17 protein-coding genes are annotated in these 17,399 nt (G+C 66.4%); 10 read left to right on the top strand and 7 right to left on the bottom strand.

Annotated elements, in window-relative coordinates:
- The first annotated feature begins 30 nt into the window (after positions 1 to 30).
- The 3 genes from C5C07_RS08065 to C5C07_RS08055 all read left to right on the top strand — a co-directional run bounded on the left by C5C07_RS08065 (position 31) and on the right by C5C07_RS08055 (position 3,267).
- Positions 31 to 750 (top strand): glycosyltransferase family 2 protein, encoded by a 720-nt coding sequence (locus tag C5C07_RS08065; protein ID WP_004976940.1) that lies wholly within the window; start codon positions 31 to 33, stop codon positions 748 to 750.
- Between the two features lie 18 nt (positions 751 to 768).
- Positions 769 to 2,211, top strand: coding sequence for a sulfatase (locus C5C07_RS08060; RefSeq protein ID WP_115804851.1), 1,443 nt, complete (start codon positions 769 to 771; stop codon positions 2,209 to 2,211).
- 108 nt (positions 2,212 to 2,319) lie between these two features.
- Positions 2,320 to 3,267 carry a hypothetical protein gene (locus C5C07_RS08055; RefSeq protein WP_008093414.1) on the top strand — a complete coding sequence of 316 codons (948 nt, stop codon included), beginning with the start codon at positions 2,320 to 2,322 and terminating at the stop codon, positions 3,265 to 3,267.
- A gap of 36 nt (positions 3,268 to 3,303) precedes the next feature.
- Here the strand turns inward: C5C07_RS08055 and C5C07_RS08050 are convergent, their stop codons facing one another.
- Positions 3,304 to 4,002, bottom strand: coding sequence for a CatB-related O-acetyltransferase (locus C5C07_RS08050; protein WP_049905203.1), 699 nt, complete (start codon positions 4,000 to 4,002; stop codon positions 3,304 to 3,306).
- Between the two features lie 134 nt (positions 4,003 to 4,136).
- Between C5C07_RS08050 and C5C07_RS08045 the strand changes: the two genes are divergently transcribed.
- Together C5C07_RS08045 and C5C07_RS08040 are read left to right on the top strand one after the other, a co-directional pair.
- Positions 4,137 to 5,060 (top strand): glycosyltransferase family 2 protein, encoded by a 924-nt coding sequence (locus C5C07_RS08045; protein WP_081605239.1) that lies wholly within the window; start codon positions 4,137 to 4,139, stop codon positions 5,058 to 5,060.
- 106 nt (positions 5,061 to 5,166) lie between these two features.
- Positions 5,167 to 6,102, top strand: a complete 936-nt coding sequence (locus C5C07_RS08040; RefSeq protein ID WP_231608303.1) for a hypothetical protein — start codon at positions 5,167 to 5,169, stop codon at positions 6,100 to 6,102.
- A gap of 57 nt (positions 6,103 to 6,159) precedes the next feature.
- Here the strand turns inward: C5C07_RS08040 and C5C07_RS08035 are convergent, their stop codons facing one another.
- Complete coding sequence (locus C5C07_RS08035) at positions 6,160 to 7,503, bottom strand: sulfatase-like hydrolase/transferase (RefSeq protein WP_115804850.1); 1,344 nt, start codon at positions 7,501 to 7,503, stop codon at positions 6,160 to 6,162.
- A gap of 101 nt (positions 7,504 to 7,604) precedes the next feature.
- Between C5C07_RS08035 and C5C07_RS08030 the strand changes: the two genes are divergently transcribed.
- From C5C07_RS08030 to C5C07_RS08020, 3 genes are all read left to right on the top strand, one after another.
- Positions 7,605 to 9,017 (top strand): sulfatase-like hydrolase/transferase, encoded by a 1,413-nt coding sequence (locus C5C07_RS08030; protein WP_004976955.1) that lies wholly within the window; start codon positions 7,605 to 7,607, stop codon positions 9,015 to 9,017.
- Between the two features lie 114 nt (positions 9,018 to 9,131).
- A complete protein-coding gene (locus C5C07_RS08025) occupies positions 9,132 to 10,529 on the top strand; it encodes a sulfatase-like hydrolase/transferase (RefSeq protein ID WP_004976958.1) in 1,398 nt (465 codons plus the stop codon).
- 48 nt (positions 10,530 to 10,577) lie between these two features.
- A complete protein-coding gene (locus tag C5C07_RS08020; protein ID WP_004976960.1) occupies positions 10,578 to 12,020 on the top strand; it encodes a lipopolysaccharide biosynthesis protein in 1,443 nt (480 codons plus the stop codon).
- Positions 12,021 to 12,088: 68 nt separating this feature from the next.
- On the opposite strand, the gene C5C07_RS08015 is transcribed toward C5C07_RS08020, so the two are convergent.
- Both C5C07_RS08015 and C5C07_RS08010 read right to left on the bottom strand, forming a co-directional pair.
- The gene (locus C5C07_RS08015) at positions 12,089 to 13,162 is read right to left on the bottom strand and encodes a glycosyltransferase family 4 protein (RefSeq protein ID WP_115804849.1); all 1,074 of its coding nucleotides are present in this window, start codon (positions 13,160 to 13,162) and stop codon (positions 12,089 to 12,091) included.
- Positions 13,159 to 14,313, bottom strand: a complete 1,155-nt coding sequence (locus C5C07_RS08010) for a glycosyltransferase (RefSeq protein WP_004976965.1) — start codon at positions 14,311 to 14,313, stop codon at positions 13,159 to 13,161. Before C5C07_RS08010 ends, C5C07_RS08015 begins: the two co-directional genes overlap by 4 nt.
- Before the next feature lie 111 nt (positions 14,314 to 14,424).
- Between C5C07_RS08010 and aglJ the strand changes: the two genes are divergently transcribed.
- Positions 14,425 to 15,333 carry an S-layer glycoprotein N-glycosyltransferase AglJ gene (gene aglJ, locus C5C07_RS08005; RefSeq protein ID WP_050459074.1) on the top strand — a complete coding sequence of 303 codons (909 nt, stop codon included), beginning with the start codon at positions 14,425 to 14,427 and terminating at the stop codon, positions 15,331 to 15,333.
- 58 nt (positions 15,334 to 15,391) lie between these two features.
- Here aglJ and C5C07_RS08000 read toward each other — a convergent pair whose 3' ends face one another.
- Positions 15,392 to 15,718, bottom strand: coding sequence for a hypothetical protein (locus C5C07_RS08000; RefSeq protein WP_004976971.1), 327 nt, complete (start codon positions 15,716 to 15,718; stop codon positions 15,392 to 15,394).
- A 138-nt stretch (positions 15,719 to 15,856) separates the two neighbouring features.
- On the opposite strand from C5C07_RS08000, the gene C5C07_RS07995 reads away from it, so the two are divergent.
- The gene (locus C5C07_RS07995) at positions 15,857 to 16,069 is read left to right on the top strand and encodes a ribbon-helix-helix domain-containing protein (RefSeq protein ID WP_004976972.1); all 213 of its coding nucleotides are present in this window, start codon (positions 15,857 to 15,859) and stop codon (positions 16,067 to 16,069) included.
- 63 nt (positions 16,070 to 16,132) lie between these two features.
- Here C5C07_RS07995 and C5C07_RS07990 read toward each other — a convergent pair whose 3' ends face one another.
- Both C5C07_RS07990 and C5C07_RS07985 read right to left on the bottom strand, forming a co-directional pair.
- The gene (locus C5C07_RS07990; protein WP_115804848.1) at positions 16,133 to 16,651 is read right to left on the bottom strand and encodes a hypothetical protein; all 519 of its coding nucleotides are present in this window, start codon (positions 16,649 to 16,651) and stop codon (positions 16,133 to 16,135) included.
- On the bottom strand, positions 16,651 to 17,337 hold the full coding sequence (locus C5C07_RS07985) for a hypothetical protein (protein ID WP_115804847.1): 687 nt from the start codon (positions 17,335 to 17,337) through the stop codon (positions 16,651 to 16,653). The genes C5C07_RS07990 and C5C07_RS07985 overlap by 1 nt, the downstream gene beginning before the upstream one ends.
- Positions 17,338 to 17,399: the final 62 nt, after the last annotated feature.

Here is a 17,399-nt window from a genome sequence, read left to right as displayed (position 1 = left end):
TTTATACGGGACCTTCTGATAGCACTCAGTATGGCCGACGGGGATACGGAAGACAGGAGCCACGAGGGCGCGTCGTACCGCGACGACACGGCGCGGGCGCTCGACGTGACCGCCACGCTCTCCGACGCGTCGCTCGTCGTCGCGAGCAACCGAGAGCGATGTTACTCCAGTGAGACCGCCCCGGAGTGGCTCGACGTCGTCGTCCGCACCGACAAGGGCCGCAACTACGCGCGAAACAGAGCCATCGAGGAGGCCGAAAACGAGTGGATAATCGTCGCCGACGACGACATCACCTTCCCCACTCGGCTCGCGGCACACCTCGTCGACTCGATGCACGAGTTCCAGGTCGTCGGGCTGGAGGACTTCTGGCCCATGCGGTGGACGCTCACGCGATTCATGATATTTCACCGAAGCCTGTGGGAGCGCGTCGGTGGCTTCGACGAGCACCGCGAACACGGCGGCGACACAGACTTCGCGATTCGCGCCGAGAAGGCCGGCGCGGAGGTTCACCGCCTGCCCCGTCGCATCGTCCCGCACCACGACACCGAGTCCGACTTCGACGTGGGGACCCACCTCGAATGGCTGTTCTACCTGTTCAAGCGCCACCCGAAGCAGGTCGCGGTCCCCGCGCTCAAACTGGCGCTCGCGAAGGTGAACGTCATCTCCCCGTCGAAAATCGAGTACGACGCGTCGTGGGCCGGTGACGTTTTCTCGCTCAGCGACACCGACGACGCACCGCTCGACCACTGAGTTTCAGACCTCCGAATCATGAATATCCTACTCCTCATCATGGACAGCGTCCGTGCGAGCAACACTAGCCTGCACGGCCACGAACACCGGACGACCCCGTTCTTGGAATCGCTCGCCGACGAGGCCACGGTCTACGAGACCGGTATCAGCCCCGGCTCGTGGAGCCTGCCGAGCCACACCAGCATCTTCACCGGCTACCACGTCGCCGAACACGGCGTCACCGGCGCGAAAAACAAGCTCGAACCCGGACACACCATTTTCGAGCGGCTCGCCGACGAGGGCTACTCGACCGGCATCTTCTCCGAGAACACGTGGGTCACCGAGATGGACGTGGGACTGAAAGAGACCTTCCAGACCGTCGAGGGCGCGCGGAACATCCCGTACGTCGAGGGTCTCGACCCGAGCAACTTCGTGCTCACCGAGGGACAGGGCAACTACGCCGGCTACCTCAAGCGGTGTCTGTCCCACGACCACCCGGCGAAGTCGCTCGCAAATGGGGTCGTCACGAAGCTCGCGTGGGACTACCCGCAGTACCTCCCCGACTCGCTGAAGGCGACTACGCCCGCGGACGTGTACGTCGACCTCTTTCTGGACTGGGAGGAGACGCGGAACGACTCGTGGGCCGCCTGCATCAACCTCATGGACGGTCACATGCCGTACGAACCCCGCCCGGAACACGACAACTGGGGCGGGAAACGCCTCCAGAAGCTCCAACAGGACGTCGACGACCAGGTGTGGGAGTACCTCGGTGGCCACCGACCCTGGTGGGAGAAACGCGCCATGGAGGGGCTGTACGACGGAACCATCCGACAGATGGACGCCCAAATCAAACGCCTCGTCTCGACGCTCAAAGAGCGCGGCGAGTACGAGGACACGCTCATCGTCGTCACCGGCGATCACGGCGAGGGCTTCGGCGAGAAGAGTCAGGTCAAGCCCGATGTGCGACTCGCCGGCCACGGCAAGGACGTACACGAGGCGGTCCTCCACGTCCCGCTCGTCGTCAAGTTCCCCGGGCAGGCGGACTCCGAGACGGTCTCCGCGGCGGCCTCGCTCACCGAGTTCCCGCGCGTGGTCGACGCCGTACTCGACGGTGAGTGGGACCGCGACGCGTTCGTCCCCGACGACGGGGCGGTCGTCGCCTCGACCCACGGCCTCGACGAACCCTCACAGGCGCTCGCCGAGGAGTTCTGTGGGTCCGTCATGCCCTACGGAGGCGTCTCACGGACCGTTTACGAGACGACCGACGAGGGCGTGGTGCAGTATCAGGCCTGGGAGGACGCCGCCAGCACGGTTCGCATCTTCGACGCGAAGACCGCGTGGAAGGCCGCCGATACCGACGACGGCGTCGTCTCGGAGACGTTCGGCGCGTTCGACGACCTCGGCGTCCGCGAGGAGAGCGAGGGCATCGATGCCGCCGAGGGTGCAACGAAAGAGCGCCTGAAGGACTTAGGGTACCTGTAGCGGGGCGTCTACGGTTGCGGGGCCGGTGTGACGGCGGGTCGTCGTCGTGGCCCGCCCCGTTCCGAAGCCATAGAAAGTTTTTCTTTGGTCGGTTGGGTCCGGTCCTCTATGTCGAACGCATTCGACCGGATCAAATACGGCCTCTCGCAGATCGCCGAGAACGGCCGGAGTTTGAACTGGTGGCGGGGGACGCTGATGCGGCGGGGAAACGGGGCGATTCAGACGAAACTGTATCCGGGCAGGCGCGGAATCGACGTGGTCGACGCGGATTGGGACACGCTCGTCGTCCTTGACGCGTGCCGGGCCGACCTCTTCGAGGAGTTCGTCGACCTCGACCAGTTCGACGACTACCGCGCGGAGACCAGTCGAGCGAGTGCGACTCCCGAGTGGCTCCCGGTCTCGTTCCCCGACGAGTACGGCGACATCGTCTACGTCTCGGGCAACCCGCAGGTCTCGAAGAAGGTGCCGGACAAGTGGCACAAGCTCTTCGAAGTGTGGCAGGACGCCTACGACGACGACGTGGAGGCGATTCTCCCCGGACCCATCATCGACGCCGCGATTCGAGCGCGCGAAGAGTACCCGGACAAGCGGCTCATCGTTCACCTGATGCAACCGCACGTCCCGTTCGTCGGCCGCCCGGACCTCCACTTCTGTACCTACCAGTTGTTCGAGGACCTGGACATGGACGGCGACGACCGCGCCGGAAACGTCTTCGAGGCCGCGGCCAAGGGCATCGTCGACGAAGAAGAGATGTGGCAGGCGTACGGCGAGAACCTGACCTACGCGATGGACGAGGTCCAACGGCTCATCGACGCGTTCGACGAGCGCATTGTCCTCACGTCCGACCACGGCAACGTGGTCGAAGCGAAGTCGTGGCCGCTGCCGTTCACCTACCACCAACACCTGCCGTACCACCGCCACCCCGGCCTCGTGACGGTCCCGTGGGCGGTCCTCGACGGCGAGCGGCCGACTATCACCGACGACGGCGTCGAGTCCAGCAGCCGCGCCACCTCCGCGGAGGTCACGGAGCGACTGGAGAATCTCGGCTACAAGTAGTCAGCCGGGGTTCCGATTCGAATTCGTTCGGCAGTCTCACCCGAGCACGTCGGAGACGCTCTCGATGCTCGTGAGGTCCGTCTCGAAGAACTGTCTGTTCTCTGCTACCTTCTCCTCCGACCAGTTCCACCACGCCGTGTCGAGCAGTTCCTCTCGGATGTGTTCGTCGAACCGCCACTTCTTTCGTTCGGCGGGGACGCCCGCGACAACCGCGTAGGGCTCTACGTCGCTCGTCACGACGGCCCCCGCGCCGACGATTGCGCCGTGGCCGATAGAGACTCCCGAGAGGACGGTCGCGTTCGAACCGATCCACACGTCACTTCCGACGTCGATGTCTCCTTTCGAGGTCCACGCCAACTCGTCGCCGGTGACCTGTCGGTACAGTTTCAATTGCAGCGTCGGATTCGCGGTCGTGTGGTTCTGCGACCGGAACTCCGCGCCGGGGGCAACGGCACAGTACCGTCCGATATCGACGGTCCCTCTGAGTGTGTTCCGACCGTTGAGATTCGTCCCCCGTCCGAGACCTACCGTCCCGTTGAGTACGCAGTCGGGACCGACGTGCACGTCGTCACCGAGTGAAATATCTCCTCGCATCGAACAGCCGGATTCGATGCCGACGTTCCGCCCCCGTGAGAAGTTCGTCTCCGCGGGCGACTTGTCGATGAGCGTCGTGGCGATCTCGGGGTAACCAAGCCGCGAAACCACGGATTCGACAGTCGTCTTTACGCTCCGCATTGTACGGAGTCTCCGCGTGGTACTATATTACCCTTGCCCTCCAGTTATCAACATTGATAGGAAAGGGCGATGAGCACGCGACTGCGATGACGACCGGACAGTTGATTTTTAACCTCGTGTGGGGCACTCTGAGTATGTCCAGTTCCCCTCGCTACTCCATCGCGGTCTGTAACTACAACATGGCCGAGACCATCGAGGAGTCGCTTCGGAGCATGGTTGAGCAGGTCGACGAGGAACTGTACGAGGTCGTCGTCGTCGACGGCGGTTCGACCGACGGTAGCCGCGATATCCTCCGCGAGCTGGAGGCCGAATTCGACAACTTGCGGGCGGTTCTTGACCGGTCGGACGAGTGCGACTGGCTCGGCGGGGACCGAAACATCTCCTTCGAGGAGTCCCGCGGCGAGTACGTCCTCGAATCGCTCGACACGGACGACTACTACCACGAGGGGGTCATCGAGGACTTTGTCGAGATATTCCACGCGCTGGAGGCGCAGGTCGACCGTCCCTTCTTCCTCAGCGGGCGCGGGATGAACATCGCCCCCCGCGGACTCCTGCTCGACGTGCCGTACTACGACGTGGGCGGCGCAGAGGACCGCGACCACTGGCGACGGCTGTACGCCCGCGACGCGCTCATCTGGCTGGACCACGGTCACGTCTCGGACTCGCTGGGCTACGACTTCGACCTGCGCGGCGAAATCAGCCGCGACATCCACGGGAAGATAACCGACTTCCAGTCGGGCGTCTCCTTCTGGAGCGCGATTCGGTGGACGCTCCACCACGAACACCACTACATCTTCGAGCGACCGCGGAGCCTCCCCCGCGAGGTCCTAAAGCGCCTCTACGACCTCGCGACGTTCCCGTACGCCTACCTGAAATCGCTCCCGCTCGAACGACACGAGGCCCCGGCGGAGTTCCGGCGGAAGGGCGCGCTCGAAGCGCGCATCGCAGCGACGCGGATGACGCTCCCCGAGATGGAAGCCCACTACGGCTTCGAGGTCGACTGCGACGAGTTCAGCGAGGCGGGCAGGAAGGCGTTCTGCGAGTACGCCGACACGTGACCGACGCTGGAACGTCTCGCGCCGACCGGTGGGATACTCGGTGCCTGATTATCAAACTGTATTTCTGTGGAGAAACGTTCAAAACCCCCTGAAGGAAGTGTCTCCTATGGGGCTTGGCGATTGGGCATCTAACGCACGGTGGTACTATCAGAATCTGAACCTCGGGACCGCGGCGAAAGTCAGCGCCGCGGAGCTACTGGGGGGCGCGGTTCGGCGGGCGTATTCGCACGCTCCACGACTTGGGAGACCGATATACGAGCGGGACTGGGACGCGCTGATTATTTTGGACACGTGCCGTCCCGACGCCCTCGAAGCGGTCGCATCGGAGTACGACTTCCTCCCCAACGGTCGCGTCCCGACCGCCACCTCGCTCGGGTCGAACTCCCGCGAGTTCATGCGGTACAACTTCACCGAGGAGTATCGCGAGGAGATGGACCAGACGGCGTTCGTCACGTTCAACCCGAACTCTGACGCCATGCTCGACCCCAACGACTGGTTGCTGTTGGACGAGGTGTGGCGGGACGCCTGGGAGGCCGACATCGGGAGCGTCCGGCCGCGGACGGTGACGAACCGCTCGATAGCGGCTCACCGCGAACTCGATCCAGAGCGAACGATTATCCAGTACCAACAGCCGCACACGCCGTACCCGCACTTCGAGAAGCACGACTGCGGGGCGCTCGCCATCGAGGACGACGCGAACGACCGGTCCGGGATATTCGGCGCGATTCTCGACGGAAAGATAACTCGCGAGGAGGCGTGGGAGGGCTACCTAGACAACCTACGCTGGGCGCTCGACGACCTCGAACTCCTCCTCTCGAACCTCGATGCGGAGCGGGTGATACTCACGTCGGACCACGGCGAGTGTTTCGGCGAGTGGGGACTGTACGGCCACCACAGATCGACTCCAGTCCCGGAACTCATTCGCGTTCCGTGGGTCGTCACCGAGGCGACTGACGAGGGAACTCACGAGCCGCCCGCCGCATCCACCGACCCCGACGATGTCGGTCTCGACAGCAAGCTCTCTTCGCTCGGCTACCTGTAGCGTCCCGTCGTAGCGGGACGACACCACGCTATCGCCGCTGACGACGTCTCCTCGCGGTCAATCCATATATCCGAGCTCTTCGAGTCGCTTCTGTACGTCCTCGCTCACGTCGTCGGCCTCCGGGACGCCCTCGGTCGTCTCGCGCAGCAGGTGCGGCGGAATCTCCGACCGGAACGAGGCACAGCGGTCGGGGTGGTCGGCCGCGACGTTCTCGCGCTCTTTCGGGTCGGCACGGAGGTCGTACAGTTCGTCTTCCTCGCCGTCGACCGCGATGTACTTCCAGCCGTCCTCGCGGACGCCGACGACGGGGCCGGCGTCGCTGAACGATCCGGTCGAGACGACCCGCCGGGGACCGCCCTCGAAGAGGTCGGTTCCGCGGAACGCGCTCGGCGGTTCGACGCCGTGGTTTCGCGCTACCGTGGGCGCGAGGTCGAGGAGTTCGCGCTGGTCGTCGACGACCCCGCCGTCGCCGCGGTCGGACTTCACCACGAGCGGGACGTGCGTCAGTTCGTCGTAGGGGCGGTTCCGGTGGTAGTAGTTCCCGTGGTCGGCGAACTCCTCGCCGTGGTCGGCGGTGAGGATGATATCCGTCTCGTCGTAGCGGCCGAGCGACTGCAACCCGTCGAGGAAGCGGTCGATGTGGTCGGACGTGTACCGGATATCCGAGTCGTAGAGGTCGACGATTCGCCGACGCTCCGCTTCGGTCACGTCTTCGGGGTGGATTCCCGCCTTGGACATGAGACGGCGAATCTCCGACTCGTCGGCGGGCTCGGCGTACGCCGGGTCCTCGAGGTCGATGCCGTAGGGGCGGTGTGGGTCCATGTAGTGGACCCACAGGAAGAAATCACCGTCGACGCCGTCGAGCCACTCCAGGGCCCGGTCGGTCGTCTTCTCGGCGTTCTCGTACACCGTCTGCTCCATGATGAGCGACGCCGGGAAGACGGCCTCCTGAATCCGTTCGGCGAGGGGACGTATCCCGAGCGACTCGACCGTCGGACGGACGACGTCCATCGTCCGCCGAAACAGCCTGTGGGCCGCCGACGGCGACCCCGAGTCCTCGGAGTCCATGATGCCGAAGTCGTCGAAGTGGTCGAAGTCGGCCGGGCGGGGGACGCGGCTCGCGAAATAGGTGTTCGAATGGATGCCGGCGGTCGATACCTCGTCGGGGAGCGGAGAGGCGATGTTTGGCCCGTCGCGGGCGTGTTCGTCCCCGCGGTACCGGGAGGTGAGAAGCGACGGCACCGAGATTCCCGTGTTGGTACCGTTGGCGAAGGCGGCGGTGAACAGCGTCGAGTCGTCGTCGAGCAGGCGGTCGAGGACCGGAAGCGTGTCCCGCTGGTAGCCGTACTGGCCGACGTGGCCGGCCCGGAGCGCGTCGACGGTGATCAACACGGTGCTCATTGCTTCGGTGGTGTGGCAGGTGCGTTCAAATATCTGTTGCTCAGCGGTCGGCACACTCGAAGGTGCTATAACCTCCGGCGAAGAATCGCCGACAACCCGAAATGAGAAACGTCGTCCTCATCTGTCTCGACACCGTCCGGAAGGACTACTTCGACCGGTTCGCCGAGCGGTTGCGCGAGCGGGCCGACGCCTCTTTCGACCAGTGTCGGGCTGCGAGTGGCTGGAGCGTTCCGAGCCACGCGAGCATGATGACCGGGAAACTACCGCACCAACACGGGATTCACGTGTACAACCGGGATTTCTCAGGGCTCCGTCGGGAAGACACGTTTCTCGCTGACCTCCCGGACCACCGGGCGTTCGGGTCGAGCGCGAACGTCTACGCCAGCGACGCGTTCGGCTTCGACCTGCTTTTCGACGACTTCACCAGCGTCTCGCCCGACCGGCGGTTCCCCGACGGCATCGACGCCGAAAAGTTCGGACAGGAGTGTGAGGAGACGGGGCTCGCCCGCTACCTCGCCTTCCTGAAAGCCTCGCTCGCCAGCGACCATCCGGTCCAGAGCCTCGCCAACGGCGCGCTCGTCGAGTTCGACCGACAGTTCGCCGAGCTCCCCGTGCCGAAGCCGCTCGACGACGGGGCGAACATCGTCTCGCGCGAGGCGGTGAAGCTCGTCCGCGAACACGGCGACGCGGACCCGTTTTTCATGTTCACGAACTTCATGGACGCCCACGGTCCGCTCACCCACGTCCGCGGCTACGACTCAGACCTCCACGACGCGCCGTACTCGTGGACGACGGGCGAGTACAGCACCCACGAGGTCAACGTCTCCGGCGAACTCGAAGAGAACTGGGAGCACATCGAACACACCCGCGGGCTCTACGGCGCGGCCATCGACTACCTCGACCGCAAGGTGTGTTCGTTCATCGACCGCGTGCAGGACGAGACGGACCGAGAGACGACGTTCGTCATCACCGCCGACCACGGCGAGAACCTCGCGTTCGAGGCCGACGGCGGCCTCCTCGCCCACAAGGGCGTCCTCACGGAGGGGCTGCTCCACGTCCCGCTTCTCGTCGTCAACGCGCCCGAGGGATACGACGACAGCGAGACCGGCTACTTCTCGCACGTCGACCTCGGTCGCTTGCTCGTCGGACTCGCGCGCGGGGAGACGCCCGACGTGTTCGAAGCGCGTATCGCCGCCGAGCGAATCGGCTCCAACATGGCCGCCGACGCGTCCGAGGCGGAGCGCCGCGAGTGGGACCGCATGATCCGCGTCGTCTACGACGGGGCCGACAAGTACGAGTGGGATTCCAACGGGACTCGGCTTCGCCACCGACTCGACCCGGACCGACCGAACTGGCAGGAACTCGCGGCGGAGGACGTCGATATCGGCGACCTCGACGAGGCGTTCTTCGACGCTCCGCTCGACGAGTACAAGCGCGAGGCCGTCACCGCGAGCACCGACCACGACGTGGACCAGACGACGAAGTCGCGCCTGAGCGACCTCGGCTACATCTGAACAGCTGACGCGCCGGTCGGCGACCGTTTCCTCCCGATTTCGGGCGGTTTCGGCGGTGATTTCGGTCCCGAAGAACCTTTCTATGGCCGCCGCATCAGCCACCTGTACCGACGTATGAGAAATGTCGTCCTTATCTGTCTCGATACTGTCCGAAAGGACTTCTTCGATTCCTTCTCCTCGCGGCTCCAGGAGCGGGCGGACATCATCTACGACCAGTGCCGAACCGCCAGCACCTGGAGCGCCCCGAGCCACGCGAGCATGTTCACGGGGACGCTCCCCCACGAACACGGCGTCCACGCCTACCACCGCGACTTCTCGGGTATCGGTCGCGACGACACGTTTCTCGCCGAGCTTCCGGACCACCGCGCGCTCGGCGTGAGCGCCAACGTCTGGGCCGGGTCGTCGTTCGGGTTCGACGGCTTCTTCGACGAGTTCTCCAACATCTCTCCCGACCGACGTTTCCCCGAGGGCATCGACGTGGCCCGGTTCGGCCAGTCCTGCGAGAAGACCGGCCTCGGGAAACAACTCGAGTTCCTCAGGCGCGCGCTCGAACACGAACAGCCGGTTCAGAGCCTCCTCAACGGCGCGGCCGTCCAAGTTGACAACATGCTGGCGACCGCGCCGGTGCCGAAGCCGATGGACGACGGCGCGAAGACGCTCATCGGGCAGGCAAACCGCCTCGTCGGCGCGTCCGACGAGCCGTTTTTCCTCTTTACGAACTTCATGGACGCCCACGGTCCCCTGCGGCACATCCTCGGCTACGACGGGAGTCTCCACGACGCGCCGAACTCGTGGAGCTCCGAGCGCCTCGACTGGTCGCGAATCGTCGCCGAGGGCGACGAGACCGAGATGACGCGCTACCGCGACCTCTACGGCGCGGCCATCGACTACCTCGACCGCAAAGTGTGTTCGTTCATCGACGAGGTGCGGGCGGCGACAGACGAGGAGACGACGTTCGTCGTCACCTCCGACCACGGCGACAACCTCGCGTTCGAGGCCGACGGCGGCCTGTGGGGTCACACCGAAAGCAGCCTCAACGAAGCGCTGACGCACGTCCCACTCGTGGTCGTGAACGCGCCCGGTGAGGGCACCGACGTCGTCGACGGCTACGTTTCGCACCTTCGGCTCGGCGACCTCCTCGTCGGCCTCGCCCGTGGGGAGCGCCCCGACGTGACCGACGCGCGGATTCCCGTCGAGCGAATCGGTCACAGCGGCAAACAGCACAAGCTCGCCGAACAGGCGCGGGACACGAACCGGATGCTCCGCGCCGTCTACGACGGCGACCGCAAGTTCGTCTGGGCGGACGACGGGAGTCGAGAGACCTACCGTCTCGACGCCGACCGCCCGTGCTGGCAGGCCGAGACCGACGAACCGTTCGACGCCGAGTCGCTCGACGACTCGTTCTTCGAGATGCCCGTCGCCGACTACGCGGAGCGCGCTCGGTCCGCCGAAGACGAACTCGGCGTCGACGGCGCGACGGCGGACCGACTCCGCGAACTCGGCTATCTCTGACCCAGCCGTGACAGACCACTCCCTCGCACGCCGGTCGTTCAGCCTCCCATGAAAAAGACAGACAGCCTCTCCATCGGCCGCGAGGCGTTCCTCTCCCTGTTCTCGAAGGTCCTCACCGCCGGTACCGGCTTCGCCGGCGTCGTCATCTTCGCGAACCTCCTCGGCGACGTCGGCTGGGGAAAGTACCGGACCGTCCTCGCCGCCGCATTCGTCCTCACGCAGGTTCCGAGCGGTATCGGCGCGGCGGTCAAAAAGCGGGTGAGCGAGGTCGGCGTCGAGCCCGGCTCCTTTTTCGGGACGGCGCTCCTCGCGCACCTCGCGTTCTCGCTCGTCGTCGCCGGTGCGTACGTACTCCTCGAGCCCTACGCCGTCGACTACTTCGGAACCCGCGAACTGGCCGTCGGCGTGGTGCTCGTGGTGGTGTCGCTCGGACTGTTCAACATCGCGAACAAGCTCTACGCCGGCACGGGTCACCCGGCGGTCTCCTCGTGGGTCGACGGCATCCGGAGCCTCCTGACCATCGCGCTCCAGCTGCTCTTTTACTGGCTCGGCTTCGAGGCGTTCGGGCTCGTTCTCGGCCTGGCCATCGCGACGGTCGGAACGGCTGTCCTCGCCGCAGTCCTCTCGCGCGTTCTCCCCGCGCGCCCGACGAAACGGGTCGCAGAGCGAATCTACGACTTCGCCCGGTGGAGCGTCCCGACCTCGATGCTGTCGAATTTCTACTCCAGCGCCGACGTGCTCATCATCCAGGCGTTCGTCGGCCCGGCCTCGGTCGCGTACTACTCGGTCTCGATTCAGCTCGCCCAGCCCGGGGCGATGTTCGCGACGACCATCGGAAACGTGCTGAACGTCAAGTCGAGCGGCGTCGACTCCGTCGGCGGCGACGTGCGGTTCGACCTGATAAACTCCATCTCCTACGCGGGGCTCATCGCGATTCCGGTCTTCTTCGGCGCGGCCGCGATGCCGAAGGAGTTGGTGACGACGCTGTTCGGTAGCGATTTCGCCAACACGCCGGTGCTCGTGGTCGTCGGGATGACCCTGTTCCAGATCGGCAATGCCTACCGCCACCCCTTCGAGGCCGTCTTACAGGGCACCGACCGCCCGGAGCTCGTCTTCCGGGTGAACAGCTTCATCGTCCTCCTGCACCTTCCGGCCGCGGTCGCGCTCGGGAGCGTCTACGGGCTCGTCGGCGTCGTCGCCAGCACGGTCGCCGCGGAGGTCGTTCGACACGCCGTCTTCCAGTACGTCGCCCACCGCGAGTTCGGCGGCGTCGTGTTCACGCGTCCGATGCTCGAACAGACAGTCGCCGGCGCGGTCATGTTTGCCCTCGTCTGGTCGGTCCTCGAATACGCCGTCTCGATTACCGGGTGGGTCTCGCTACTGCTCGTCGTCGGGTTCGGTGCCGTCGCCTACTTCGCGGCGCTCCTCGGACTGAGCAGCCACTTCCGCGAGACGGTCAGAAACACGGTCCCCGGGCTCTCGGGCGAGTAAGCGAGCGACGCCGGCGTCGGGGGCCGCCGCATCAACCCAGTCCGACCCGACCCGACCCAGTTCGGTTCTCAGTGCGCCGCGTTCCACCCGCCGCGACAGACCGTGTCGTAGACCGCGGTCGTCCGCTCGACCACGGACTCCCACGTCGGAAGCGGTTCCGCCGGCGCGTCGAGGTCGACCGCGCGCTCGATGCCCGAAACGAGGGCCGCGGGGTCGACGCCGACGCAGTCGTCGCGGTCCGCCCAGTCGACGAGCGCTCCCGCGTTGCGGACGACGCACGGGGTGCCCGCGGCGAGCGCCTCGGCGACCGTCATCCCGTAGGCCTCGAACTCCGACATCGTCACGAACGCCGCCGCGCCGGCGTACAGCCCCGGCAGGTCCTCGTCGTCGACGAAACCGAGGAAGTGAACGCGGTCTTCGACGCCGACCTCGCGGGCGAGTCGCTTCAGCTCCGACCCGTAGTCGCCGGAGCCGGCGACCACGAGGTCGTAGTCGAGGCCGGGGAGGGCTCGAATCACGTGCTGAACGCCTTTGTACTCCGCTAACCGACCGACAGAAAGCAGGTAGTCGCGGTCCGCCCACTCGGGGTCGGGCGACGCCTCGGCGAACCGCGACACGTCGAGACCGTTCGGAATCACCGTCGCCTCGACGCCGAAGTCGGCTTCGAGCTGCCGGCGCTCCCAGTCGCTGACGGCGATGCGGGCGTCGGCGCGGCGGAGCGCCCACCCGCCCGGGACTCGGTAGACGGACAGCAGTTTGTCTCGCAGGTCGGAGGCGCTCCCGCCGTGGTAGTGCGGGGTGGCGACAAACGGCGTCTCCGCGCCGGTGCCGAGCGCCGCGAACAGGAGCGGAAGCGAGTGGTAGTTGTGTGCGTGGACGAGGTCGGCGCCGCGGGCGAGGCGGCGCACGGTCGCCAGTATCTCCGGGGCGACGTGGAACGCGCCGCCGGGGGCGACGCCGGGGTGTCGAATCACGCGGACGCCGTCTCGGTACTCCGCCGAGCGGGTGAGTCCCTCGGCGTCGGCGGTCAGGACCGTCACGTCGTGTCCCACCGCTGCGAGCCGGGTCGCGAGCTCGGCGACGTGTGCCTCGACGCCGCCGGTGTGCGGAGGATACCGCGTCGTGACGTAGAGGACGTTCATTCGAAGTACTCCCTCGACTCGCGGTCGAGTTCCCACGTGCCGTCGCCCTCGTCGCGGAGGAGTTCGACCGCGGCGACGAGCAGCGACACCTGCGAGTCGAAGACGGCGTACAGCGGCTGGAGCGGACCGAGGCGTTCGGACTGCCCCGCCCACGCGAAGGCGGCGACGGCACCCGGCACGGCGAGGCCGAGCGGCCCCGCGAGGAGGACGCCGGCGGCGGTCGCCAGCGCGACGGTCGCCGCGAGCAGCCACGGCGAGACGACCATGAACCACCAGTTGAACGGGAGGACGACGGTCCCGTAGAACCCGTAGCGGCCGAGCATGTCTCGGTTCTGGACGAGGAGTTTGAGCAGGCCCATCGCCCGGCGGTCCTTGCGCTGTCGGCGCTTCGAGAACTCGGAGACGCCGGACTCGGTGAACGCCATCGCGGGGTCCATCACGACGCGCTTGCCGGCCCGGCGGATGCGGAGCGCGAGTTCGGTGTCGTCGGCGAGGGAGTCGTCGGAGATCGGGACGAAGTCCTCGGCGCGGAACGCGAAGCAGGGGCCGTGGAAGATGAACGTCGAGTCGAGGTGGGATTCGAGGCCCTGAATCTTCGTGAGGATGCCGCGGTAGTCCGATTCGACCTCGCTGTCGCCGAGGACTTCGGACTGTTGGCCCGTCACCGCGCCGATAGTCGGGTCCGAGAGGTTCGCCGCCGCCTGCCGGAGCACGTCCGGGGCGAGCTTCGAGTCGGCGTCGGTTCGGAAGAGCAGTTCGTTGCTCGCCGCCGCGAACGCCTCGTTGAGGGCGGGTGCGACCCCCCGACGCTCGTCGTCGTGGAGGAGCGTCAGTTCGGGGGCGTCGCGTCCGGCGAAGAAGTCGCGGACGACAGCGGGCGTGTCGTCGTCGCTCGCGTCGGCGACGACCACCTCGACCTTCTCCATCGGGTAGTCGAGCGCGAGGATGTCTTCGAGCTTCGCCTCGATGATGCTCGCCTCGTTGTAGGTCGGGAGGACGATGCTCACGGTCGGCTCGTCAGGGGACTTCCGGGCGGGCGACCCCGAAGTGTCGACGACCCGGAGCAACGCGAGGTAGACGAGGTAGGGGACCCCCGTCAGAGAGAGGAGTCCGAACGTCGCGGCGAGGAGGCGACGGAGGCGTGCGCGCATGAAATGTGGTTTTCCCACCAAGAATAAAAGTGCTGTAGGTTGCTCTCGCCCCGCGGATTCGCGGGGACACATCCAGAAGTCCTTTTATACTGTCCGCTGGATGTCCCGCTGATGGACTACGCGGACGTTTGCGTCCTCGTCCCGACCTACAACGAGGCGGAGACTATCGCCGAGGTCGTCGCCAGCTACCGAGACGAGGGGTTCCACAACGTCCTCGTCATCGACGGCGACTCCACGGACGGGACGCGGGAACTCGCCGAGGAGGCCGGCGCGCACGTCGTCGTACAGCGCGGGAGCGGGAAGGGACAGGCGGTCAGGGAGGCGGTCGAAGAGCACATCGAGGCGACGTACGTCCTGATGCTCGACGGCGACGGCACCTACGAGGCGGGCGACGCGGCGAAGATGCTCGACCCGCTCACCGAGGGGTACGACCACGTCATCGGCGACCGCTTCGCCGACATGCGACCCGGCGCGATGACGCGGCTCAACAAGGTCGGAAACCGCATCATCAATCGAGCGTTCGCGTTCATCCACGGCCAGGACTTCCGCGACATCCTCAGCGGCTACCGGGCGTTCACCCGCGAGTCGTTCCTCGATATGACGCTCACCTCCGACGGCTTCGGCATCGAGACGGAGATGGCCGTCGAGTGCGCGAAACGCGGCATCGAGACGACGGTCGTCCCCACGACCTACTACCCGCGACCGAACGGCTCGGACACGAACCTCAACCCGGTCCGCGACGGCGGTATCATCTTCCTCGAACTGTACCGCCGCGCCAAGACCAACAACCCGCTTTTCTACTTCGGCAGCGTCGGGCTCACGTCGACCGCGACGGGGGTCGGCCTCGCCGGCTACGTCGCCTACGAGTGGTTCATCCGCTCTATCTCCCACGAGGTCATCGCCGTCGTCTCCGCGGCGGGCATCCTCTTCGGCGTGCAACTACTGATGTTCGGCGTGCTCTCGGACCTCATCCTCTCGTTACACCGCGAGCAGATGAAACGAATCGAAGAACTGGAGTGAGCGTCGGCGTCGGCTCGCGCCGGGGCGTCGGAACCGGGTGAATCGACCGAGACCGCCTTCAGAACGGGACGAGCGAACGGAGCCGCCCCATCAGACTCTTCGACGCCTTGGCGCGGAACTCCTCGAACACGGGGTGGAGCGTCTCCAAGAGGTCGCGGCGGGAGTCGAACCGGTCTTTCGGCGCGGCGGCGAGGGCGTCGCTTATCGCGACCGTGTTGCCCGCGGCGTCTATCGGCACGGCGACGTCGTCGAGCGCCCGCGCAATCGCTCTCGCGTCTGCCGGGTAGTCGATGTCTGCGGCGTCGACGTCGGCGGCGAGCGCGGCAATACCGAATTCGATTGAGTCCGGCTCTGACGTATCGTTTTGGGGCGGTCTCGCGGCCATCGAACGTGTATAGGATGTCCCGCATGGAAAAACCCCCGACCTTCGGTGATACTGCCAGTGAGCGCCGAAAAACCGCGACGGACGTTTGGTTCGCGACCCACCGTTGGGGTTAACCCCGCCCGGCGCGACGTTCGAGCCATGACGGAGTACACGACGGTCTCCATCCCGAAGGAGTTGGCCGCTCGCGTCGACGACACGCTCGAAGGAACCACGTTCTCGAGCACGAGCGACCTCGTCCGGTTCCTCCTGCGCAGCATCGTCATCCAACACGAGCGCTCCGGCGGCGACCTCTCTGAGTCGGAGTTTCAGGAGATAGCGGAACAGCTGACCGACCTCGGCTATCTGCGGTAGTCTGCCGAGGCGAGCGGCCGCCACCCGCGAGGTGGCAGCGCCGGCCGGCCGAACGGGGTCGGCTCAGTCGAGTTCTTCCTGCGGCGGTTCGGCGTCGTGCACGACGAGTTTCAACTTCCGCCCGGCGCGGTCGAAGGCGGCCAGCGTCCGCCGCTCCCACGGGGGAACGGCGAGGAGCACCACGGCCGCGAGGTCGTCGCGCTCCGTGAGTTCGAACGGTCCCTGCGGGTGGGTGAGAAAGCGGGCGCGGCCGCGGCCGGCCGGCGTCCCGAGGTCCATCCCGAAGACGGCGCTCACGGACTGGCCGGCCTCGGCCATGTAGAAGTGGGTGAGCACCGGCGTCTCCGGGTCGAGGCCGAGGTCGTCGTCGTCGAATTCGCCGGCGGCCGTCGGCGCGAGAACGAGGTTCACCGACGTCGGCTCGGCCTCCTCGGCCATATCGAGCAGCACGTCGACGAGCCCTCGCGTGACGTGGACTCGCTGTCGCTCCGACTCGTCGACCGCTCCATCGGTCGTGCGGTCAGGCTCAGTCTCGGTGCCGGGCGTGCTCTCGTTGCCGACGGCGGTTGTGTCGTCTGACATCAGTTCGAGAGCATCGAGGTGAACGCCTGGAAGTAGGCGCTCGGGAGGTTTCGTCGGGCGTTGCCGAGTGCGGTCCGGAGTTTGTCGCCCGCGTTCACGGGCACGCCCGCGCCGTGGCCGACGAGCAGCCGCTCGGGGTCGTACCGGGAGAGCACGCGCCGCGGCGGGAACGGCCGGAGCATCGGATGGACGCCGAGGTGCTCGCCGCGGGCGCAGAAGTAGCCGACCGTGCCGAGCGTCTCGGGGACGACGAGCAGGTCGTACCCGTCGTGATAGAAGCCGACCTCCTGCCACGGCGGGACGGAGCGGTCGACGAGACGGAACGCCTCGAAGCCGGAGTCGGCGAGGTCGGCCCCGAAGCGTTCGACGGTCGCGTCGAGTTCGTCGGCGACGCCGGTCATCCACGAGGCGACGTAGACCGGCACTTCGTGGCGGTTGGCGATGGCCGCCGAGTCGCGTTTGTGTCGGTCGAGTCCGACCACGACGCCGGCCACGTCACCGAACTCGGCGAACAGGTCGTCGACGCCGGGGGCATCGACGGGGTCGAACAGCCACACGTCGCCGTCGACTTCGACGGCGTGACTGGCCCGCTGCATCGTCTCGTCGGGGTACGCGAGCCATCCGACGCCGTGGTCCCATCGGTCGATTTCGCGGAGGTCGGAAGTGCCGCGACCTTTCATCGGCATGCCAGTATCGTGGGGCGCGCGGCGCATAAGGACTCTCCCCGCGGCCGATGCGCCCGGTTCTG

The organism is Haloferax sp. Atlit-4N, from assembly GCF_003383025.1.
Lineage (GTDB): Archaea > Halobacteriota > Halobacteria > Halobacteriales > Haloferacaceae > Haloferax > Haloferax gibbonsii.
The sequence above is the reverse complement of the archived record's forward strand: the minus strand, read 5'-3'. Positions and strand labels throughout refer to the sequence as shown.